Here is a 21,405-nt window from a genome sequence, read left to right as displayed (position 1 = left end):
AACGATATGCAGCGCAGAACAGTCCTACAGCTCGGAATTGCCTGCCTGGCGCTTGGCATCGCCTCGCCGACGCTGGCCGACCCGATGGCCGACGCCAAAGCGGTGGTGGATAAATATGCCAGCAAGGTCGAGAAGTGGGACGGACCGACCACGGGACCGAAAGGGGCTGCCGGCAAGACCATCGTCGTGCTTGGCGCCGACATGAAGAACGGCGGCATCCTCGGCGTCACCAAGGGTGTCGAGGAAGCCGCTGCCGCCCTGGGCTGGACGGTCAAGACGCTTGACGGCGCCGGCTCCATCGGCGGCCGCACCGCTGCCTTCGGCCAGGCGCTGGCGCTCAATCCCGATGGCATCATCATCAACGGCTTCGACGCCGTCGAGCAGAAGCCGGCGATGGAGCAGGCCAAGGCGGCCAAGATCCCGATGGCGGCATGGCATGCAGGGCCGACGGTCGGCCCGATCGACGATCTCGGCATCGTCGCCAACGTCTCGACCGACCCGATGGAAGTGTCGAAGGCGGCCGCCGACTGGGCCTTCGTCGATGCCAAGGGCAAGCCCGGCGTCATCATCTTCACCGATTCCACCTACCAGATCGCCATCGCCAAGGCGGACCGGATGAAGAAGGAGATCGAGGATCTCGGCGGCAAGGTGCTCGAATATGTCGACACGCCGATCGCCGAGACCTCGCAGCGCATGCCGCAGCTCACCACCTCGCTGCTGCAGAAATACGGCGACGCCTGGACCCATTCGCTGGCGATCAACGATCTCTATTTCGACTTCATGGGCCCGTCGCTGGCGGCGGCCGGTAAGTCCGGCACCGACGCGCCGATCAACGTCGCGGCGGGCGACGGTTCGGAATCGGCCTACCAGCGCATCCGCTCCGGCCAGTTCCAGAAGGTGACGGTGGCCGAGCCGCTGAACCTGCAGGGCTGGCAGCTTGTCGACGAGCTCAACCGCGCCATGGCCGGCGAGAAATGGTCGGGCTACATCTCGCCGCTGCATGTGGTGACTTCCGACAATGTCGAGTTCGACGGCGGCCCGGACAACCGTTTCGACCCGGGCAACGGCTACCGCGACCAATACAAGAAGATCTGGGGCAAATAGACGTCATCCAGAACGATCAGCGAGCGGTCGGCGATCATCCCGCCGGCCGTTCGTTTTTTCCGACGCTTCAGGCCGTGTGTCGCACAACAACCTTGGGCGTCATGCCGACTACGACGCGGTCATCGAGCGCTCGCCGCCCGTTGAGCAGGTCGAGCACCAGCTCGGCGACGCGGATGCCGATCTCATGCGCGCCGACGTCGATCGTGGTGATCGAAGGCACCGACTGCTCGGCGAGATCATAGGCGCCGAAGCCGGCAATCGCCACGTCGTCCGGCACGCGGATGCCGCGTCGAACGCATTCCATCAGGGCGCCGAAGGCGGAGAGGTCGGACACGCACATCACCGCTTGTGTATCCGGCCAGCGCGAGATCATCTCGACCATGGCGGTCGCGCCCTCGCGCATCGAGATCGGCGGCACGCCGGAGGCAATCACGCGCGAAGCGTCGAGGCCGCGGTCCTCCAGCGCCGCGACGAAGCCGCGCCGGCGGTCCAGGCCGCGGGTGTCCCGCGAGGTGTCGCCACCGATAAAGCCCAGCCTCGAATAGCCGCGCTGGACGAGATGATCGACCATCAGCCGCCCGGCATCGGCATTGGAAAAGCCGACGACGTGGCCGATGGGATCGGCTGGCAAATCCCAGGTCTCCACCACCGGAACGCCGGCATTTGCCAGCAGCTTGCGGCAGCGCGGCGTGTGCCGGCCGCCGGTGACGATGATCGCCTCCGGGCGACGCTGCAGCAATTGCCCGACCAGGCGTTCCTCCTCCTCGACATTATAGTCGGTGAAGCCGAGCAGGATCTCCAGCCCGCTGTCGCGCAGGCCCTCGGTCATGCCGCGCACCGTGTCGGCGAAGTTGGCGTTGTTGATCGAGGGGATCGTCGCGGCGACGAAGCCCGAGCGCCGCGACGACAGATTGGCGGCGATGCTGTCGAAGACATAGCCGAGCTCTTCAGCCGCCTTGAGGATGCGGTCGCGCGTATCGGCGCTGACCGAAGCGTCGCGCTTGAAAGCGCGCGACACGGTCATCGTCGAGACGTTGGCGCGATGCGCGACATCGGCCATGGTCGGCCTTTTGGGCGAAGATTGCATGGCAGTACGTTATCGATATCACGGCGGAATGCAACGCGCCGTTGCAGCTCACGCAAACGCGATCTGGACCTTCATCGCCTGGCTGCGGTCGTTGGCGAGCTCGAAGCCGGAAAGCGCCTCGTCGACCGGCACCGAGTGGGTGATCAGCGGCTTCACGTCGATCAGCCCCTTGCGCATCAGCTCGACGCCGACGGCGAATTCGGGATGGAAGCGGAACGAGCCGTTGATCGACAGTTCCTTGGCGGTCACCGTTGACATCGGCAGTGCCATCTCGGCGCCGCCGAGGCCGAGCTGGACGATGGTGCCGCGCGGACGCAGCGCCGCGATGCCTTGTGCCAGCGCCGACGCCGCGCCCGAACATTCGTAGAGGATGTCGAACGTTCCCTTGTCGGCAAGGTAGGGCGCAAATCCTTCCGGCTCGCTTCGGGTGTTGATAGTCTTGTCGGCGCCGGCGCGCATGGCCATCGACAGCGTGAAATCGGCGATGTCGACGGCGACGATCTCGGCGGCACCGGCGCGGCGCGCGCTGATGATCGACAGCAGGCCGATCGGCCCGCAGCCGGTTACCAGCACGCGCTTGCCCAGCACCTCTCCGGCCCGGCGCGTCGCGTGCAGACAGACCGCCAGCGGTTCGGCCATCGCCGCCTCGCCGGCGGTCAAGCCGTCGGCGGGGACGCACTGAATCGCGTCCGCCACCAGCATTTCACGAAACGCGCCCTGGATATGCGGGAACGGCATGGCGCTGCCGTAGAAGCGCATGTTGAGGCACTGGTTGTGCATGCCCTCGCGGCAATAGCGGCAGCTGTAGCAGGGCCGCGACGGAGACACGGCGACAAGCTGTCCTGTCAGCAGTCCACTCACTCCCGGCCCGAGGCTCTCGATCACGCCGGAGACTTCGTGGCCGAGGATCATCGGCTCCTTCAGGCGCACCGTTCCGAAGCCGCCGTGATTATAGTAGTGCAGGTCGCTGCCGCAGATGCCGCCGGCGGCGAGACGCAACAGCACCTGGCCCGGACCCGGCTCCTCGCCCGGACGGTCCTCGATGCGCAGGTCTTTGGCGGCGTGGATGACGATCGACTTCATGGCAGGCGAACTCCTCGGACTGTGCCGGCAGGCTTTGCGTAAAGCAATTTCACAGCACCGGCGTCAGCAACGGCTGGCCAGCAAAATGGGCGGCAAGGTTGTCGCGTACCAGCTTGCCCATCGCCTTGCGCGTCTCGATGGTGCCCGACGCATGGTGCGGCTGCAAAAGGACGTTATCGAGCGCCAGGAACCGCGGATTGAGCTTCGGCTCGCCCTCGAAAACGTCGAGTGCGGCAGACCCCAGCGCCTTCTTCTCGAGCGCATCGAGCAGCGCATCCTCGTCGATATTGGAGGCGCGCGAAATGTTGATCAGCATGCCGTCCTCGCCAAGCGCCGCGATCACCTCGCCATTGACGATGTGGCGCGTCGCGGCCGACGCCGCGAGCGTCACGAACAGGAAATCCGAACGGCCGGCCAGGGCGACGGGATCGGCGACGAACTCCCAGTCCGCGGCGAAATCCTTGGGCGCGACGTCGCTGTAGGCGATATCCATGCCGAAGCCGGCCAGACGCTTGGCCACCTCATAGCCGATGCGGCCGAGGCCGAGCACGCCGGCCCGCCGGCCCCAGACTCGGCGCTTCAGCGGGTAAAGGCCCTTAGAGGCCCAACTGCCATCGCGCACCCAGCGCTCGGCGCCGATCATGCCGCGCGACAGGCACAGCATCATGGCGATGCCGAGATCGGCGACGTCGTTGGTCAACACATCAGGCGTATTGGTGACCCGCACGGCGCGCTCTCGGCACGCCGACAGATCGACCGCGTCGAAGCCGACGCCGTAGACCGAGACGACCTCGAGTGCCGGGCACGCCTCGATCATGGCGCGGTTCGCGCCGAGTTCGCCGCGGGTGGCGATGGCGCGGACCTGCGGCCCGACCTCGGCGAGGAAGGACGGCTTGTCTTCGGCCGCGAAATAACGATGCACCACGAAGGCTTCGTTGAGCGGCACCTCGTCCCACGCGGGATAAGGTCCAACCTGAAGGATATGGGGCCGCTGCATCGGTTTTCGCTCCAGTTGACTTGACAGGTGATGTTATCGATAACATAAAACGGACAGCGACGAGAGGCAATCGAGAAAATGTCGTCCACCTTGTTCGATCTCACCGGGCGCACCGCGCTCGTCACCGGCTCCTCGCAAGGCATCGGCTTTGCCTTGGCAAAAGGGCTCGCCGGTGCCGGGGCCAAAGTGGTCCTCAACGGCCGCGACGAGGCAAAACTCGCCGTTGCGGCCGCGCAAATCCCCGGCGCTGTGACGCTGGCCTTCGATGCAACCGACCATGATGCGGTACGCGCCGCCATCGATGCGTTCGAGCAGACTCACGGAGCGATAGACATTCTGGTCAACAATGCCGGCATGCAGTTCCGTACGCCGCTCGAGGACTTTCCCGCCGACGCGTTCGAGCGCCTGCTGCAGACCAATGTCGCCAGCGTCTTCCATGTCGGCCAGGCTGTGGCGCGCCACATGATCCGGCGCGGCCGCGGCAAGATCATCAACATCGCCAGCGTGCAGACCGCGCTCGCCCGACCGGGGATCGCGCCCTACACGGCGACCAAGGGCGCGGTCGGCAATCTCACCAAGGGCATGGCGACCGACTGGGCCAGGCACGGCCTGCAATGCAACGCCATCGCGCCCGGTTATTTCGACACGCCGCTCAATGCGGCCCTTGTCGCCGACCCAGCCTTCAGCGCCTGGCTTGAAAAGCGCACGCCGGCTGGCCGCTGGGGCAAGGTCGAAGAACTGGTCGGCGCCTGCGTCTTCCTGGCGTCCGACGCCTCTTCCTTTGTCAACGGACATGTCCTCTATGTCGATGGCGGCATCACAGCTTCGATCTGACCTGCCGCCGCGCATGGTTGTCATGGGCGTCACCGGTTCGGGCAAGACGACGGTGGGCGAGGCGCTGGCCCGTGCGATCCAGGCGACGTATGTGGATGGCGACAAGCTGCACCCTGAAGCCAACATCGCCAAGATGAGCGCAGGCATTCCGCTTGACGACGCCGACAGGTGGCCATGGCTTGCGAAAGTCGGCGGAACGCTGAGGCTGCAGCCCGCACCGGTCATCGTAGGTTGTTCGGCGCTGAAGCGCGCCTATCGCGATTTCATCACCGAGCAGGCCCGCGCGCCGGTGCTGTTCATCTATCTCGATGGTTCGCGTGAACTGATTTCCCGGCGCATGAGCGAGCGCACCGGGCATTTCATGCCGACCAGCCTGCTCGACAGCCAGTTCGCGACGCTGGAAGTGCCGGCCAAAGACGAGAATGCCATCGCGGTGGCGATCGACGCACCGCTCGAAAAGATTGTCGCGGACATAACGTCCAGATTTGAGGAGCGACCGTCATGACCAACATAGTCGCGCTAATCGGTGCCGGCGCCATGGGCGGAGCGATCGGCGAACGCCTGCTCGCTACCGGCAACCGGCTCTTCGTGTTCGATCTCGACACGGTCAAGGTGGAAACGCTGGTTGCGAAGGGCGCCAGCGCCGCGGCCAGCGCGGCCGCCGCCGCCGCAGCGGCCGACTTCGTCATCCTCAGCCTCAATTCCGCTGCGATCGTGCGCCGCGCCGTGTTCGGCGATGGCGGCGTCGCCGCTGGCGCGAAGCCCGGCACGCTGATCATCGACATGTCGTCTATCGACCCCGACGCGACGCGCCAGCTGGCGGCGGACGCCGGCGAAAGGAGTCTGCGCTGGGTCGACTCTCCGCTCTCGGGCGGGGCGCCGAAAGCCCTCGTCGGCGAGCTGACGCTGATGGCCGGCGGCAAGGCGGAAGATGTGGCGGACGCGCACAAGGTGCTCCACCACGTCGCCAGCAACTATACGCATATGGGCTCGGCCGGTGCGGGGCAGACGACGAAGCTGATCAACCAGGTGCTCTGCGCCCTGAATTTCATGGCTGTGGCGGAAGCGACCCGGCTGGCGCTCGATGCCGGCGTCGACGCGCTCAAGATCCCGCAGGCGCTGAAAGGCGGCCGCGCCGACAGCGCCATTCTGCAGGAATACCTGCCGCGTTTTGCGACCCTCGACTACCGGCGCACCGGCCGCATCGACAACATGGTCAAGGACCTCAACGCTGCGCAGGACCTGGCGCGGCGCACGCACACCGCAATGCCGCTGACGGCCGTCTGCGCCGAAGTGCACCGGCTGTTGACGGCCGCCGGACTGGGTGGCGAGGACCAGGCTGCACTGATGGAATTTTTCCGACGCAAGGATGAGGAGCCCGCAGCATGATCACACGCTATGCGCTGTTTGAAGGCAAGGTGAAGGACGGCCAGACCGAAGCCTTCCGCGAGGATGTGATCAGAACCGTCCTGCCGAAGTGGAAGGCTTTCCCGGGCGCGCTAGACGTACGCGTCAGCTTTGCCGAGAAGCGCGACGACGGCGCGCCGGAATTCCCGATGATCCTGGCAATCAACTATCGCGACATGGCCGCGGTCGAGGCCGCGCTCGCGAGCCCCGCCCGCGCGGAATCTCGCGCCGCGACTGAGGCGGTGTTGGCCAAGTATTTCGAGGGACGCATTCACCACCACGTCACCATCGCAAACGAGTTTTCCCTGTCGACGGATTGACGTGCTTAAATCTGCCCTGAGCCCTAAATGCGCAGGCAAGACAGGCAGCCGCACCAACGAAATCTTAATGTAAATCAAGCGTAATCCCGACCGTTAAAATTGTGCGTTTGGGTTGGGGTTACGCATGCCGGAGTATTCCTCCTTCATCCGGTCGATCCGGGTCCGCTATATTTCGGGATTGCTCGTCTTTGCCCTGGCCTCGGCGGCCGTCATGTTCGCGCTCAACCGCGTGAACTCATACCGCCACGAAGTCGATGCCTTGAGCGCCAATTTCGTCATCTTCTCGCGCGACCTGCGCAACGCCACCAATTTCGCCGAGACGACCGGAACCGTGTGGCGGGCTGAGACCCGCGATGGGCTGACCGCAGCCGCGCGCGGCCATTCCGAACGGCTGATGGGCGAGATCGAAATCCTCAACGCGCAGCTCGCGGCGATCAGGCCGCGGCTGTCGAAGAATACGCTCAATGCGCTCGAATCCGCTTCGGTGAACGACGATCTGTTCTGGTCGGCGCGCGACATGGTGCGCAATTTCAACCTGATGTCGGTGGCCCAGACAGTCGACGAATGGAGCTACCGCGAGATCCGCAACCAGAACGATCTTTTCGCCCAGCCGATGCTGGTGCGCGTGCGCACCGCGCTCGATGACGAGCGGCGCCTCGCCGATGCCGCCAGCGACCGGCTGCTCTTATGGGCGAGCGGCCTGCTGATCGCCGTCATCGCCATCGCCGCGGTTCTGATCTTCCGGCCGATGGAGAACGCGATCCGCCGCGCCTTCGCCGAAACCGCCGCATCGTTGTTCAAGGCCGAGGCGGCCGACCGGGCCAAGTCGGAATTCCTCGCCAATATGAGCCATGAGATCCGCACGCCGATGAACGGCGTGCTCGGCATGGCCGAGCTTCTCGCCAAGACCGAGCTGACGCCGCGCCAGAAGACCTTCACCGACGTCATCGTCAAATCCGGCAACGCGCTGCTCACCATCATCAACGACATTCTCGATTTCTCGAAGATCAATGCCGGCCAGCTGACGCTCGACCCCGCCCCGTTCCGCCTGGCCGAAGCGGTCGAGGACGTGGCCACCCTGGTCTCGGCCCGCGTTGCCGAAAAGAACCTCGAGCTCATCGTGCGCGTCGACCCGCGCCTACCTGGCTTCGTCGTCGGCGACGCCGGCCGTTTCCGCCAGATCGTTACCAACCTGCTCGGCAATGCGGTGAAGTTCACCGAGAAGGGGCATGTGCTGATCGATGTCGGCGGCGATGTGATCGACGGAACCGTCCAGCTCAAGGTCCGCGTCGAGGACACCGGCATTGGAATCCCTGCCGAAAAGCTGCAGAGCGTGTTCGAGAAATTCGCCCAGGTCGACGGCTCGTCCACCCGTCGTCACGAAGGCACCGGGCTCGGCCTTGCCATCTCCGCCCGCCTCGTCGACCTGATGGGCGGCAAGATCGGCGTTGAAAGCGAGATCGGCCGCGGCTCGGTCTTCTGGTTCGCCGTACCGCTGCCGGCACACAATCAGCAAGCGCGCGATGAGATCGTGCCGGTCGACGTCACCGGCGCCCGCGTCCTGGTCATCGACGACAACCCGGTCAATCGCGAGATCCTGCTCGAGCAGCTGCGCAGCTGGAGCTTCGACTGCGCCGCGGCCGAAAGCGGCGCCGTCGGCCTCGCCTTTCTCGACCGCGCCTGCCAGCTCGGCGCTTCGGTCGACTGCATCATCCTTGACTACCAGATGCCCGGCATGAACGGCGCCGATGTCGCCAAGGCGATCGCCGCCGACAGCCGCCTGTCTTCCATTCCGGTCGTGCTGCTCACTTCGGTCGACCAGGTCGATTTCGGCCGACTGGTGATCGATTTCGGCATCGTCGCGCATCTCACCAAGCCGGCGCGTTCGGCGGTGCTGCTCGGCACCGTGATCTCCGCCATCCAGAAGGCGCGCACGCAAGGCGGCAAGGCGCATTTCGTGCGCGAGCCGGTCGTCGTCCAGTCGGCTCCGCCGCCCTTCACCGTCATCCGTGGTCCAGCCGTTCCGGTCCTCTCGCCCGAGCCGGCGGCGGCGCCGAGCGGTCCGATCGATATCCTGATCGCCGAGGACAATGACGTGAACCAATTGGTCTTCGGCCAGATCCTCAACGGCCTCGGCCTCAGCTATCGCATTGCCGGCAATGGCCGCACCGCGGTTGAGATGTACCGCTCGCTGCGCCCGAGGCTGGTGCTGATGGACGTCTCCATGCCTGAGATGAACGGTTACGAGGCGACGCGCGCCATCCGCGCCATCGAAGGGCAGAGCGGCAGCCATACGCCGATCATAGGCGTCACCGCGCATGCGCTGAAGGGCGACCGCGAAAAATGCATGGAAGCCGGCATGGACGACTACCTGCCGAAGCCGGTCTCTCCCGACCGCCTCGGCGCGAAGATCGGCACCTGGCTCAGCGAGACGGTGGCGGCGAAGACGGCTTGAGCTACCGGTTTCGCATAACCAGGCACGCCCCGCCGACGCTTTGCAGCTTATTGCAGATGCCGTTGGCCTCGGCGCGCGAGTCGGCACCGATCCTGACCGCATAGATGCCGCGCCGGCCGATCGGCGTGCGCACGCGGCTGACCACAGGATCATGGCTGCCAAGCAGGGAAGGGAATCGGCCGCGAACCCGCAACCACTGGCTGATTGCGGCGGAGCGGCGGAAATTGCCGGCCACCTGGACGCCCCACGGCTTGACGTTGATCGAGGCCATGGCGACGGTCCGCGACATGATCACCGGCAGCCTGCGGCAGGCGACCGCGAAGCTCATCTTCGGATCGAGCGGCCGGATCGTGCCGGCATAGGCGGTGTCCGAGAACTTGTCGACCGGCTCGCCCATGATGTCGAAGACATAGCTTTCGGTCTCCATCGGCAGGAAGCCGCCGGAGGAGAGCCAGCGCGACACGCGGTTCTCGCCCGCATTGTAGGCGGCCGCCGCGAGGCCGAGATTGCCGTAGCCCGCCTTCATCTCGGCAAGATACTTGGCCGAGGCGGGGATCGCCTGTCCGATGTCGAACGGATCGGCAAGCCCGCGCAGCTTGGCGGTGCCCGGCATGAACTGGGCGATGCCCTCGGCGCCCACGGGGCTCACCGCATTGGGATCGAAGCGGCTCTCCTTCCAGATCAGCCGGGCGAAGAAATCCTTGGGTAGGCCATTTTGCTCGGCCTGGGTCTCGATCAGGTCACAGACGCGATTGATCAGCCGTTTTGCGGCCGATCGCGACTGCGGCGGATCGGCGAATGCCTGACCGGCAGGGATCAGCGCGCAAATCAGGATCAGTGCCGTCCTGAGCAAGCGCTGCATGGCTCATTCCGCGGCGGCTTTGCCGTGTCCGTACCGCTGCTCGATATAGTCGGCGACCATCTTTTCGAAATCCTGCGCGATCGAGGGACCACGCAGCGTCGCCGCCTTCTTGCCGTCGATGAACACCGGCGCCGTCGGCGACTCGCCGGTTCCGGGCAAAGATATGCCGATATCGGCATGCTTGGATTCGCCGGGGCCGTTGACGATGCAGCCCATCACCGCGACCTTGAGGTTCTCGACGCCCGGATATTTCTCGCGCCACACCGGCATGTTCTTGCGGATGTCGGCCTGGATGCTTTGGGCCAGCTCCTGGAAGACGGTGGAGGTCGTGCGGCCGCAGCCGGGGCAGGCCGCGACGATCGGCACGAACTGCCGGAAGCCCATCGTCTGCAAAAGTTCCTGCGACACCTGCACCTCGCGCGTGCGGTCGCCGTTCGGCTCCGGCGTCAGCGAGATGCGGATCGTGTCGCCGATGCCCTGCTGCAGGAGGATACCCATGGCAGCCGAGGAAGCGACGATGCCCTTGGTGCCCATGCCGGCCTCGGTCAGCCCGAGATGCAGCGCATGGTTGGAGCGGGTCGCAAGCTCGGTATAGACGGCGATCAGATCCTGGACGCCGCTGACCTTGGCCGACAGGATGATCTTGTCGCGGCCGAGCCCGATCTCTTCCGCCATCTCCGCCGACAGGATCGCCGACTGCACGATCGCCTCGCGGGTGACTTCCTGGGCGGTGAGCGGCGAGCCCCGGCCCTGGTTGTCATCCATCAGCCGGGTCAAGAGCTCCTGGTCGAGCGAGCCCCAGTTGACGCCGATGCGCACCGGCTTGTCGTATCTGATCGCCATCTCGACGATCGCGGCGAACTGGCGGTCCTTCTTTTCCTTGAAGCCGACATTGCCGGGGTTGATGCGGTATTTCGCCAGCGCCTCGGCGCAGGCCGGGTGATCGGCGAGCAGCTTGTGACCGATATAGTGGAAGTCGCCGACCAGCGGCGCGTTGACGCCGAGCCGGGCCAGCCGATCACGGATGCGCGGCACGGCGGCGGCGCTTTCGTCGCGGTCGACGGTGATGCGCACGATCTCCGAGCCGGCGCGATGCAGCGCCGCCACCTGGGCAACGGTTTGATCGATGTCGGCGGTATCGGTGTTGGTCATCGACTGCACGACGACCGGCGCGCCGCCGCCGACCATCACGCCGCCGACATCGACGCCGACCGATGCGCGGCGCGGGAAAGGAGAAGAAAAATATCCGGTCATGCCGGCCGCCTTCATCTGGAAGTTCCGGGCATGAGGTGGCGGAGCAAAGATGGCTTGTCAATGGCCGGTGACAGCCACGGTCCGCAAATCGGCTGCGCTTGGTTGGCGGCCGTGCGGTTCAGCAGCCCACATCGGGCTGCGGTTGCATTCCAGGAAGAGTCAGGAAATTCAGCGTAAACTCGCCAGACCGGCGGCATTCTTGCCACCGGTTGGGTTGCACCCGACGGGTGCGGTTATGTTGCCTAGAGGAGTTTCAGTGTGCCGTCGGTTTCGCCTTCAGCTTTTCAATCTCGTCCTTGATTGCCAGCTTGCGCCGCTTGAGAGTGGCGATCTCGAGGTCGTCTACCGAAGGATGATTCATCGCGTCGATAAGCTCGCGCTCGATGTCGCCGTGCTTCCGCTGCAGCTCATCAAGATGGGATGCAAGAGACATGATTGGTTCTCCCTTTCATGGATTCCTCGATTGCAGCCGTCTCAGGCACGTCCACCGCAGGTCGCAACTGTGACGGCACGATGACAGTTTGCCACCAACCAATCTCGATGTCGAATGCCGCGTGGTAGCATTCCACGACAATGTGAAATGTGATATCAGCGGCGCGCCGGTCACAAACCCCACCGGCCCCGCCCAAAGGCCCATCCCTGGGCGACGCATACGCAGACGGTAGATAATGTCCGAACAGGAACAGGCTGAGATACGCCTCGAATATTCCCGGCTCAAACAGGAACACGCCGATTTCGACGCCGCCATCAATGCGATGATCGCCATGGGTTGCGACCCGCTGCAGATCCAGCGCATGAAGAAGAAGAAGCTGATGCTGAAGGACCGGCTGATGGCGCTGGAAGACCGCATCATCCCCGACATCATCGCCTGACCGGCAGCTTCTTACGCTCGACGGCTAAGAGATCGAAAGCCGCGCGGCGCGGTCACGCAGCAGCGCGACCAGCTCGCCTGTCCGATCTTCCGACGTGTCGATCGGAACCACCAGGCACATCGTCGCCTCGATCTTCCCGGGCGCTGAAAAGACCGGCGCCGCCAAGCATTTGGTATAGGCGTCGACAAGGCCCGACGTCACGCAATAGCCGCTGACGCGGGCTTTTGCGATGTCGTCGATGAAGTCGTCGAGCTCGATCTTGCGGCCATCCGGCAGCACGAGGTCGTCCTGGGAGATCATCGCCTCGATCCGGCTGCGTTCCAGGCCGGCGAGCAGCAGCCGGCCCGACGCGGTCCACGGCAGCGGGATCTGCAGGCCGGTCGCCGAGCTGATGCGGAACGGCCTGGTGCCCGGGCTCGAATGGACGATCGTGTAGCGGCCGCTCTGCAGCATGCACAGCTCCGAGGTCTCGCCCGTCTCGCGCGACAGCGTGTCGACCTCCTGCCGTCCGCGCCTGAGCAGGTCGTTGCCGCGCATATAGGCCATTCCGTAGAGGTAAAGCTTCTTGCCGAAATAGACGCGGTTGCCGTCGCCGGCCATCTCCAGGAGACCGGCACCGACCAGCTCGCGAACGAGCGTGTAAGTCGTCGAGCGGGGGGCGTTGAGCCCCTTGGCCAGTTCGCCGATGCCGATCGCGCGCTGCGTGGCATGCAGGAACTCCAGAATGTGCAGCGCGCGGTTGAGACCCTTTTCGCGAGAGTTCGCGGGCCTTTCTTCGTCCGAACTTCCGGACTGCCACTCGGTCAGTGTTTCGCCATCTTGCATTGTCGCTTCCCGGTGTTAGTATCTGTCTTGTACAGGATACATACGTCTCTTGTAAGAGACAATCGTATATCGATTGCTGACGCGTGTATTCATGGGGAACACACCACCAAAGGAGGTCGCCGTGAACGACACATCCGGAAGACGTGATTTTCTGAAATTGGGAATGGCCGGACTTGCCACCGCCGGCGCGCTCACCGCGGTCAGCGCCGAGAAGGCCGCCGCGCAAGCCGCGTCCGACAGCGTGCTGCGCACCGCGCTCGATCGCGGCAAGCTGATCGTCGGCACCGGCAGCACCAACGCGCCGTGGCATTTCGAGAACGATGCCGGCGAGCTGGTCGGCATGGACATCACCATGGGGCGCATCCTCGCCAAGGGCCTTTTCGATGACCCGACCAAGGTCGAATTCGTCATGCAGGATCCGGCGCAGCGCATTCCGAACGTGACCACCAACAAGGTCGACATCACCATCCAGTTCATGACCATGACGGCGCAGCGCTCGCAGCTGATCCACTTCTCGCGCCCCTACTATGTCGAAGGCGTCGCGCTGCTGACGCTGCCCGGCTCCGAGAACAAGACTTTCGACAAGCTGCTGGCGAACGGCTCCGCCACGCGCATCTCGATCCTGCAGAATGTCGATGCCGAAAACTCGGTGCACTTTGCCCTGCCGCAGGCGCAGGTGATGCAGATCGACACCCAGGCCAACGTGCTGCAGGCGCTGGAATCCAAGCGCGTCGACGCCGCCGCAGTCGACCTCTCCACCGTGCGCTGGCTCGCCTCGCGCAACCCGGACAAATATTTCGACGCCGGCAAGAGCTGGTATTCGATGCTTTACGGCGCGGCCATCAGGCAGGGCGACCTCGACTGGCTGACCTACGTCAACCAGACCTTCACCATCGCCATGTTCGGCCACGAGACGGCGCTCTACGACGCTGCCTTCAAGGAATATTTCGGCCAGGAACCGCCGCCGCGTCATCCGGGCTTCCCGGTCATCTGACGAGGCCTGTCTGACTTTAGCCGGCGGAGGGACTCAGCGAGCGCCCTTCCGCCTGTTCTCCTCGACACCGGCTCCTGCAGTGGCGAATTCTGGATCGTCACCACAGGCCATTGAGACGGACGCATGGGCTATACGCTCAATTTCAACCTGATCTGGCGCCATTTCGACAAGCTGTGGGGCGGACTGTTGCTCAGCCTCGAGCTTGCGGTGATCTCGATCGCCATCGGCATTGTCATCGGGCTGGTGCTGGCCGTCTGGTATGTCTCGGCCGGGCGCGTCGTGCGCGGCATTATCGCGTCTTACGTCGAATTCATCCGCAACGTGCCGCTGATCCTCTTGGTCTATCTGGTCTTCTACGGTCTGCCGACCGTCATCGACCTGGCCTACAGCGCGCAGACGTCCTTCGTCGCCACGCTTGCCGTCTACAGCGGCGCCTATCTGGTCGAAGTGTTCCGATCCGGCCTCGAAGCCGTGCCGCGCGGCCAGATCGATGCCGGCAAGGCGATCGGCCTTACGCCATGGCAGCGGCTTGTCCATGTGCGGCTGCCGACGATGATGCGCATCACCCTGCCGGCGCTTTCCAACACCTTCATCTCGCTGTTCAAGGACACGTCCGTCGCTTCCGTCATCTCGGTGCCCGAGCTGACCTATGGCGCGCAGTGGATCAACTTCAACACCTTCCGCATCGTCGAGGTCTATCTGGTGGTGACGGCGATGTATCTGGTGACGGGTTACGCCCTGCTCTTCGCGCTCCGGCTGGTCGAGCGCTGGTATAGGACGGCGCGCTGATGCTTGGCCAGATCGCTTACGCCCTGCCGTTCCTCGCCGAAGGCTTCGCGCTGACGCTTTGGGTGTCGCTGCTGGTCGTGGTGCTGTCGCTGATCGCCGGCGTGGTCTTCGGCGTCGGCCTCGTCTACGGGCCCGCACCCTTGCGCTGGGCGGTGCGGATCTTCAGCGACACCGTCCGCGGCATCCCGATCCTGGTGCTGATCTTCTTTGTCTATTACGGCCTGCCGGCCGTCGGCGTGCATCTCCAGTCCTTCTGGGCGGCGGTGCTGGCGCTGACCTTGTTCAAGACCGCGCAGGTCGTCGAATATCTGCGTGGCGCGGTCGCCTCGATCCCGAAAGGCCAGTCGGAAGCGGCGATGGCGATCGGCCTGACCTTTCGCCAGCGCCTTACCTACGTGATTTTCCCGCAGGCCTTCCGCCGCTTCCTGCCGCCTTGGATCAACGGCGTCACCGACGCGGTCAAGGGCAGCGCGTTGGTCTCGCTGCTCGGCATCACCGATCTGATGCAGGCCATCAACCAGGTCATCGGCCGCACCTATGAAGCGATGCCGCTCTATATCCTCGGCGCCCTTCTCTATTTCGGCGTCAACTACGCGCTTTCGCTTGCCAGCCGACGGCTGGAGCAGCGCTTTGCCTTCATCCGGGAATAGCACGATGGCCACCACTTCCGATAACAGCCCTGCGCTTCTCGATATCGCCGAGGTCTCGAAATCCTTTGGCTCGGTCGAGGTGCTGCGCTCGGTCAGCCTCAAGGTGGCGAAGGGCGAGGTGGTCGCCATCATCGGACCGTCCGGCAGCGGCAAGACCACGCTGCTGCGCTGCGTCAACTTCCTCGAAAGCTACGACAGCGGCTCGATCCGCATCGACGGCAAGGAGGTCGGTTTTCGCGACGGCGGTGCGCGCCAGCGCCGCAGCGAGCGCGACTTGGCCGCCATGCGCGCCGAGACGGGCATGGTGTTCCAGGGCTTCAACCTGTTCCCGCATCTGACGGCGGCCGGCAACATCATGCTCGGCCTCACCAAGGTACGCGGCAAGAGCAGCGGCGAGGCGCGCTCGATCGCCGACCACTGGCTGGGTCGTGTCGGTCTCGCCCACAAGGCCGACAGCCTGCCCGCCGAGCTTTCCGGCGGGCAGCAGCAGCGTGTCGGCATCGCCCGCGCCGTCGCCATGGAGCCGAAGATCCTGCTGCTCGACGAGATCACCTCGGCCCTCGATCCGGAACTCGTCGGCGAGGTTCTGGCCGTGGTGAAAAGCCTCGCCGAGGACGGCATGACCATGGTGATGGTGACGCATGAGATGGCCTTCGCCCGCGACGCCTCAAGCCGCATCGTCTTCATGGCCGACGGCGGCGTCAGTGCCGTCGGGCCGCCGAAGGAGGTGCTTGCCGCGGAGACTACGAACGAGCGCCTGCGGACTTTTTTGGCGCGCTTCCGCGCCTCGCAATTCTGACATCGGATGGCAAATGCCATCCAAGGAGCATTCTTCCATGACGCCTTACACCCGGCTCGCCGAACTCGGCCTGAGGCTGCCCGAGCCGCCGACGCCCATCGCCAACTTCGTCACCCATGCCGAGAGCGGCCGGCTGATCTTCCTTTCGGGCCAGGGGCCGCTGCGCGCCGACGGCACGCTTTGCACCGGCAAGGTCGGCGAGGACGTCACCGTCGAACAGGCCTATGAACATGCCCGGCTCACCGGCCTCAACCTGCTTGCCGTCATGCACGCGGCGGCGGGCGACCTCGGGCGCATCGTACGCGTCGTCAAGCTGCTCGGCTTCGTCAATGCGACGCCGACCTTCAGCGATCACCCGAAGGTGGTCAATGGCTGCTCCGATCTCTTCGCCGATGTCTTCGACAAGATCGGCGGCCACGCGCGTTCGGCGATCGGTGTCGGCTCGCTGCCTGGAAACATCACCGTCGAAATCGAAGCGGTCGTCGAGATCGCCGCCTGACACTGGGATCTGCTGCCATGAAAACCTATTCCGAGAACGGCTCCAACACCACGATCCGCGAGCGGCTGGGACTCCGTCCGATCATCAACGTCTCGGGCACGATGACGACGCTCGGCGCTTCCATCATCGTCCCGGAAGCGATCAGCGCCATGGCCGAGATCGCCTCGCAATGGGTGGAGATGGACGATTTGCAGCGCGCCGCGAGCGCAGTCGTCGCCCGTCTCACCGGCGGCGAGGCCGGCTTCATCACCGCCTGCTGCGCCTCAGGCATCACCATGGCGATCGCCGGCGCGATGACCGGCACGAACCTGCTGGCCATCGAACGGCTGCCCGACGACACCGAAGGGCTGAAATCGGAGGTCGTCATCCAGCTCGGCCATATCGTCCATTACGGCGCGCCGATCGATCAGTCGATCCGCGTGGCCGGCGCCAAGGTCATTCCGGCGGGCACCGTCAGCGTCACGCAGGATTACCACGTGCGCGAGGCGATCAACGAGCGCACCGCGGCCGCGCTTTACGTCGTCGCCCACCACACGGTGCAATACGGCATGCTTTCGCTGGAGGAGTTCTGCGAGATCTGCCACGCCAAGAATGTGCCGGTGATCGTCGATGCCGCTTCGGAATACGATCTGCGGACCTTCCTCGCGCAGGGCGCCGACATCGTCGTCTACAGCGGCCACAAATTCCTGAGTGGCCCGACCAGCGGCATCGTCACCGGCCGCAAGGACCTGGTGCGCGCCGCCTATCTGCAGAATCGCGGCGTCGCGCGGGCCATGAAGGTCGGCAAGGAAAGCATCGCCGGCACCATGGCGGCGCTCGACGCTTGGGAAAAGCGCGACCATACCGGCATTCGCCGGCGCGAAGAGGCGGCGCTCGATCTGTGGAAGGATGCGCTGCAAGGCATTCCGGGCATTGGCGCTGAGATCGTGCCCGACCCAACCGCCAACCCGCTCGACCGCCTGCAGGTCTTCGTCCGTCCGGAGAGCCGCTTCACCGCCGCGGGCCTAGCCTCGGCTTTGGCCGCCGGCTCACCGCCCGTCATCGTGCGCAACCATGAGGTCGAGCGCGGACACTTCTTCCTCGACCCCTGCAATCTCCATCCCGGCGAGGCCGAGATCGTCGCCGAGCGGCTGCGCGCGGTTCTGACCGCGAAGGAGCGTCCCGCGGATGCGATGAAAGCGGCGCGCAAGGATTCATCCGGGGCGCTGCGCTGGCCGGACTAGACCTCGCCACCGTCGGCCCACAGCCGCGACAATCCTTGCGGCTGTCGGCGAATTCCGCTAAGGCGCGCCTTTGCCGCCGGGAGCGAAAACCTTGACCGATCAGCGTGTCGACGTCGCCATCATCATGGGCAGCCAGTCCGACTGGGCGACGATGCGCCAGGCGGCGGAAACGCTGGATGCGCTGGGCATCCCGCACAAAAAGCTGATCGTCTCGGCACACCGCACGCCGGACCGCCTCTATGAATTCGCCAAGGGCGCCAAGGCGGCCGGCTACAAGGTGATTATCGCCGGCGCCGGCGGCGCGGCGCACCTGCCCGGCATGACGGCGGCGATGACGCCGCTGCCCGTCTTCGGCGTGCCGGTGGAATCCAAGGCGTTGTCCGGCCAGGATTCGCTGCTCTCGATCGTGCAGATGCCGGCCGGCATTCCGGTCGGCACGTTAGCGATCGGCAAGGCCGGTGCCGCCAACGCCGCCCTTCTGGCCGCGGCCGTCCTGGCGCTGAGCGATGAAAAACTCGCCGCCCGCCTCGATGCCTGGCGCACCGCACAGACCGCCAAGGTCGCCACCGAGCCGGCGGATACCCCGTGAGCCTGGCCCCGGGATCGACCATCGGCATCATCGGCGGCGGCCAGCTCGGCCGCATGCTGGCGATGGCCGCCGCCCGCCTCGGCTATCGCACCATTGTCCTGGAGCCACAGGCCGACAGCCCGGCGGCGCAGGTCGCCAACCGTCAGATCGTCGCCGCCTATGACGATCCGGCGGCCCTTGCCGAACTGGCCGGCGCCAGCGCTGTCGTCACTTACGAATTCGAGAACGTCCCGGTTCAAGCGGCGCAGACACTCGCGGCGCGCGTTCCCGTCTGTCCGCCGGCCCGCGCGCTGGAAATCGCGCAGGATCGCGTGACCGAAAAAAGCTTCCTGAACGGCATCGGCGTTCCCACAGCCGAATTCTGCCCAGTGGACAATGACGAGCAGCTGACGGCCGCGCTGAAGAAATTCAGCGGCAGCGGCGTGCTGAAGACGCGCCGCATGGGCTATGACGGCAAAGGCCAGCGCGTCTTCCGCAACATGGAGACCGGCGGCTTTGCCGGCACCTGCGAGGCGATGGGCAATGTGCCGCTGATCCTCGAATCGCTGGTCGCTTTCGAGCGCGAGATTTCGGTGATTGCCGCGCGCGGGCAGGACGGCTCGGTTGCCGCCTACGATCCGGCCGAGAATATCCATCGCGAAGGCATATTGCGAACGTCGACATTGCCGGCCGCCATCGCACCGGACACCGCATCGGCGGCGAAGCAAGCGGCAGCAAAAATCCTTGCGGCGCTCGACTATGTCGGCGTCATCGGCGTCGAGTTCTTCGTGCTTGCCGACGGTTCGCTTTTAGCCAATGAGCTGGCGCCGCGTGTCCACAATTCCGGCCACTGGACGGAAGCCGCCTGCATCGTTTCGCAGTTCGAACAGCATATCCGCGCCATCGCCGGCCTGCCGCTGGGCTCGCCTGCACGGCATTCCGACTGTGTCATGGAAAACCTGATCGGCGATGACATGCTGAAGGTTCCGGCGCTGCTCGCCGAGCCCGGCGTGATGCTGCATCTCTACGGCAAGGCCGAGTCGCGGCCCGGCCGCAAGATGGGCCATTTCACGCGCATTGAGCGTCGGCGCTAACGCCGACTACTGCACGTCTTCGTCCTCGTCCGGGCTGGCGCAGCTCGGATCGCCTTCCTGGCAGTTGGGGCCGGAGGTGAGTTGCTTGGTGCGCTCGGTGGTCAGTTCCGTCAGGCATTGCGAAACCTCCATCGGGTGGATGGAACCGCCCTCGCTGTCGGCGGTCGAATAGGCGCATTCGGCGTCGCGGAAGGTGATCCAGGCGCGCTGTGCGGTCTGCAGCAACTTGTTGGCCTTCTCGTCGTTGCGGCCGACAATATCCTTGTAGGCGGCGTTGAGCTTGGCATCGGCCGCCTGATAATCGGCATTGGCGCAGATATTCATCATCGACTGGCTTTCGTCGCTGCGGTCGCAGTCCTCGGCCCATGCAGCCGGAACCGTCGCGATGAGGACAAGGCATGCGGGCAGAAAGAGACGGCGCATGATAAGACTCCGTTTCGCTGAGAGCATCTGCAACCTAGAGGAATCGCTTGGCGTCGCAGAAATGCGGCTAAACAAATAGACATAACCGGAGGGGACCTATGTCCCGCTCTGGCGTGGCCCGCAACATTCCAGCCGCCTCTGAGTCGCGCAATGCCGCGCGTTCCCTATGGCGAATATTTGATCAGCGCACCATTTGCGGCATAAGAGCCGCCCGCTTGCGGTTGACACGGGCAAGGCTCCTCGTTTATGAGCCACGCAAGTTCAAGGCGCGCTTTTTTCGGGCGCGCCTTTAAAATTCGGCCCGGGACCGGGCCCCCGACCGAACAGGCAAGACCATGAAGATCAAGAACTCGCTCAAGGCGCTCAAGGCGCGTCACCGCGACAACCGGCTGGTTCGCCGCAAGGGACGCATCTACATCATCAACAAGACCGCTCCGCGCTACAAGGCGCGCCAGGGCTGAGACTTGCGCGCGGCGCTAAGCGCCGCGCCCGCTGATGTCGACTGCCGGTTCGCCGGCCCTCTCACGCTAAAATCATTTTGACGATCCGCCGTCCGGGACTAGATTCCGGACATGCGGATTCTTTTTGCATTCTTCATTGCCCTCGTCCTTTCCGGAACGACCTTGCCCGCTTCGGCGCAGCATGAGGCCACGCCGCCCGCCGCTTCGCCGCCGCCCGCCATCACGCCGCCGCCGGTCGCCTCGACCAGGCAGGGACGGCTCGACCAGCTCTTTGCCGATCTCAGACGCGAGCGCAACGAGAAGGCCGCCGAACGCATCGCCGGCCGCATCTGGAATGAGTGGAACCAGTCCGGCAGCGCCTCGATCGACCTGATGATGCGATGGGCGCAAAGGGCGGCGGAAGACCAGAAATTCGACGTCGCGCTCGATTTCCTCGATCAGGTGGTGACCTTGCAGCCCGATTATGCCGAAGGCTGGAACCGCCGCGCTACCGTGCATTTCCTGATGAAGAACTATGGAAAGTCGATGTCGGACATCGACCACACGCTGCGGCTCGAACCGCGCCATTTCGGCGCGCTGTCGGGTCTCGCGCAGATCATGGCCGAGACCGGCCACAAGCAGTCGGCGCTGGAAGCCTGGCAGAAGGTGCTCACCATCTATCCGATGATGCGCAGCGCCCAGGGCCAGGTCTCGACGCTGTCGGAAGACCTGGCCGGCGAGGGCATTTGAGGGGCAGCTCTTCGTCATCCTCGGGCTTGAGCCAACGACCCACGCCCTGACTTTCCGCGCCGCGACGGTGGTGCAG

Annotated in this window: 25 protein-coding genes; 17 read left to right on the top strand and 8 right to left on the bottom strand. The window is 64.9% G+C overall.

The genetic code is table 11. The annotated features are described in order from the left end of the window. The first annotated feature begins 6 nt into the window (after positions 1-6). Positions 7-1,104, top strand: a complete 1,098-nt coding sequence (locus CK218_RS17375; RefSeq protein WP_067001993.1) for a substrate-binding domain-containing protein — start codon at positions 7-9, stop codon at positions 1,102-1,104. 67 nt (positions 1,105-1,171) lie between these two features. Here the strand turns inward: CK218_RS17375 and CK218_RS17370 are convergent, their stop codons facing one another. From CK218_RS17370 to CK218_RS17360, 3 genes are read right to left on the bottom strand one after another with little or no spacing between them, the layout of a single operon-like run. Then, positions 1,172-2,191 carry a LacI family DNA-binding transcriptional regulator gene (locus CK218_RS17370; RefSeq protein WP_179294530.1) on the bottom strand — a complete coding sequence of 340 codons (1,020 nt, stop codon included), beginning with the start codon at positions 2,189-2,191 and terminating at the stop codon, positions 1,172-1,174. A 48-nt stretch (positions 2,192-2,239) separates the two neighbouring features. Next, entirely contained in the window at positions 2,240-3,274 is a 1,035-nt protein-coding gene (locus CK218_RS17365; RefSeq protein WP_095828379.1) for an L-idonate 5-dehydrogenase, read from the bottom strand. A 49-nt stretch (positions 3,275-3,323) separates the two neighbouring features. After that, the gene (locus CK218_RS17360; protein WP_095828378.1) at positions 3,324-4,271 is read right to left on the bottom strand and encodes a 2-hydroxyacid dehydrogenase; all 948 of its coding nucleotides are present in this window, start codon (positions 4,269-4,271) and stop codon (positions 3,324-3,326) included. A 78-nt stretch (positions 4,272-4,349) separates the two neighbouring features. Here CK218_RS17360 and CK218_RS17355 point away from each other — a divergent pair, with 78 nt between their 5' ends. The 5 genes from CK218_RS17355 (at position 4,350) to CK218_RS17335 (ending at position 9,287) form a co-directional block, all read left to right on the top strand. Further along, complete coding sequence (locus tag CK218_RS17355; RefSeq protein WP_095828377.1) at positions 4,350-5,105, top strand: SDR family oxidoreductase; 756 nt, start codon at positions 4,350-4,352, stop codon at positions 5,103-5,105. Further along, entirely contained in the window at positions 5,074-5,610 is a 537-nt protein-coding gene (locus tag CK218_RS17350; protein ID WP_095828376.1) for a gluconokinase, read from the top strand. Before CK218_RS17355 ends, CK218_RS17350 begins: the two co-directional genes overlap by 32 nt. Next, positions 5,607-6,494 carry an NAD(P)-dependent oxidoreductase gene (locus tag CK218_RS17345; protein WP_095828375.1) on the top strand — a complete coding sequence of 296 codons (888 nt, stop codon included), beginning with the start codon at positions 5,607-5,609 and terminating at the stop codon, positions 6,492-6,494. Before CK218_RS17350 ends, CK218_RS17345 begins: the two co-directional genes overlap by 4 nt. After that, on the top strand, positions 6,491-6,832 hold the full coding sequence (locus tag CK218_RS17340; RefSeq protein ID WP_095828374.1) for a hypothetical protein: 342 nt from the start codon (positions 6,491-6,493) through the stop codon (positions 6,830-6,832). The genes CK218_RS17345 and CK218_RS17340 overlap by 4 nt, the downstream gene beginning before the upstream one ends. A 124-nt stretch (positions 6,833-6,956) precedes the next feature. Then, positions 6,957-9,287, top strand: a complete 2,331-nt coding sequence (locus CK218_RS17335; RefSeq protein WP_095828373.1) for a response regulator — start codon at positions 6,957-6,959, stop codon at positions 9,285-9,287. A 1-nt stretch (position 9,288) separates the two neighbouring features. Here the strand turns inward: CK218_RS17335 and CK218_RS17330 are convergent, their stop codons facing one another. From CK218_RS17330 to CK218_RS17320, 3 genes are all read right to left on the bottom strand, one after another. Beyond that, positions 9,289-10,149 (bottom strand): lytic transglycosylase domain-containing protein, encoded by an 861-nt coding sequence (locus CK218_RS17330; RefSeq protein WP_095799807.1) that lies wholly within the window; start codon positions 10,147-10,149, stop codon positions 9,289-9,291. A gap of 3 nt (positions 10,150-10,152) precedes the next feature. Beyond that, positions 10,153-11,403, bottom strand: a complete 1,251-nt coding sequence (ispG, locus tag CK218_RS17325) for a flavodoxin-dependent (E)-4-hydroxy-3-methylbut-2-enyl-diphosphate synthase (RefSeq protein WP_095828483.1) — start codon at positions 11,401-11,403, stop codon at positions 10,153-10,155. Between the two features lie 253 nt (positions 11,404-11,656). Then, positions 11,657-11,836 carry a YdcH family protein gene (locus tag CK218_RS17320; protein ID WP_040998838.1) on the bottom strand — a complete coding sequence of 60 codons (180 nt, stop codon included), beginning with the start codon at positions 11,834-11,836 and terminating at the stop codon, positions 11,657-11,659. A 235-nt stretch (positions 11,837-12,071) separates the two neighbouring features. On the opposite strand from CK218_RS17320, the gene CK218_RS17315 reads away from it, so the two are divergent. Continuing rightward, complete coding sequence (locus CK218_RS17315; RefSeq protein WP_067001951.1) at positions 12,072-12,275, top strand: DUF465 domain-containing protein; 204 nt, start codon at positions 12,072-12,074, stop codon at positions 12,273-12,275. Between the two features lie 24 nt (positions 12,276-12,299). Here CK218_RS17315 and CK218_RS17310 read toward each other — a convergent pair whose 3' ends face one another. Next, positions 12,300-13,100: an IclR family transcriptional regulator gene (locus CK218_RS17310; RefSeq protein WP_095828372.1), complete on the bottom strand. Its 801-nt coding sequence runs from the start codon at positions 13,098-13,100 to the stop codon at positions 12,300-12,302. A 163-nt stretch (positions 13,101-13,263) separates the two neighbouring features. Here CK218_RS17310 and CK218_RS17305 point away from each other — a divergent pair, with 163 nt between their 5' ends. The 8 genes from CK218_RS17305 to CK218_RS17270 all read left to right on the top strand — a co-directional run bounded on the left by CK218_RS17305 (position 13,264) and on the right by CK218_RS17270 (position 19,716). Beyond that, positions 13,264-14,094: a transporter substrate-binding domain-containing protein gene (locus tag CK218_RS17305; protein WP_197504271.1), complete on the top strand. Its 831-nt coding sequence runs from the start codon at positions 13,264-13,266 to the stop codon at positions 14,092-14,094. A gap of 123 nt (positions 14,095-14,217) precedes the next feature. Next, positions 14,218-14,883 carry an amino acid ABC transporter permease gene (locus CK218_RS17300; RefSeq protein WP_067319366.1) on the top strand — a complete coding sequence of 222 codons (666 nt, stop codon included), beginning with the start codon at positions 14,218-14,220 and terminating at the stop codon, positions 14,881-14,883. Beyond that, entirely contained in the window at positions 14,883-15,533 is a 651-nt protein-coding gene (locus CK218_RS17295; protein ID WP_095778133.1) for an amino acid ABC transporter permease, read from the top strand. The genes CK218_RS17300 and CK218_RS17295 overlap by 1 nt, the downstream gene beginning before the upstream one ends. A 4-nt stretch (positions 15,534-15,537) precedes the next feature. Beyond that, a complete protein-coding gene (locus CK218_RS17290; RefSeq protein ID WP_095778132.1) occupies positions 15,538-16,332 on the top strand; it encodes an amino acid ABC transporter ATP-binding protein in 795 nt (264 codons plus the stop codon). 37 nt (positions 16,333-16,369) lie between these two features. Next, complete coding sequence (locus tag CK218_RS17285; RefSeq protein ID WP_095828371.1) at positions 16,370-16,831, top strand: RidA family protein; 462 nt, start codon at positions 16,370-16,372, stop codon at positions 16,829-16,831. A gap of 17 nt (positions 16,832-16,848) precedes the next feature. Then, the gene (locus CK218_RS17280) at positions 16,849-18,054 is read left to right on the top strand and encodes an aminotransferase class V-fold PLP-dependent enzyme (RefSeq protein ID WP_095828370.1); all 1,206 of its coding nucleotides are present in this window, start codon (positions 16,849-16,851) and stop codon (positions 18,052-18,054) included. A gap of 91 nt (positions 18,055-18,145) precedes the next feature. Beyond that, entirely contained in the window at positions 18,146-18,643 is a 498-nt protein-coding gene (gene purE / locus CK218_RS17275) for a 5-(carboxyamino)imidazole ribonucleotide mutase (protein WP_095782534.1), read from the top strand. Further along, a complete protein-coding gene (locus CK218_RS17270; RefSeq protein WP_095828369.1) occupies positions 18,640-19,716 on the top strand; it encodes a 5-(carboxyamino)imidazole ribonucleotide synthase in 1,077 nt (358 codons plus the stop codon). Before purE ends, CK218_RS17270 begins: the two co-directional genes overlap by 4 nt. A gap of 6 nt (positions 19,717-19,722) precedes the next feature. Here CK218_RS17270 and CK218_RS17265 read toward each other — a convergent pair whose 3' ends face one another. Beyond that, positions 19,723-20,139 (bottom strand): lysozyme inhibitor LprI family protein, encoded by a 417-nt coding sequence (locus CK218_RS17265; protein ID WP_095828482.1) that lies wholly within the window; start codon positions 20,137-20,139, stop codon positions 19,723-19,725. Positions 20,140-20,474: 335 nt separating this feature from the next. Here CK218_RS17265 and ykgO point away from each other — a divergent pair, with 335 nt between their 5' ends. Together ykgO and CK218_RS17255 are read left to right on the top strand one after the other, a co-directional pair. Then, positions 20,475-20,600 carry a type B 50S ribosomal protein L36 gene (gene ykgO, locus CK218_RS17260; RefSeq protein WP_040974291.1) on the top strand — a complete coding sequence of 42 codons (126 nt, stop codon included), beginning with the start codon at positions 20,475-20,477 and terminating at the stop codon, positions 20,598-20,600. Positions 20,601-20,711: 111 nt separating this feature from the next. Next, on the top strand, positions 20,712-21,329 hold the full coding sequence (locus CK218_RS17255; protein WP_095828368.1) for a hypothetical protein: 618 nt from the start codon (positions 20,712-20,714) through the stop codon (positions 21,327-21,329). Positions 21,330-21,405: the final 76 nt, after the last annotated feature.

The organism is Mesorhizobium sp. WSM3879 (genome assembly GCF_002294915.1).
GTDB lineage: Bacteria > Pseudomonadota > Alphaproteobacteria > Rhizobiales > Rhizobiaceae > Mesorhizobium.
This window is presented reverse-complemented; position numbering and strand designations above follow the sequence as displayed.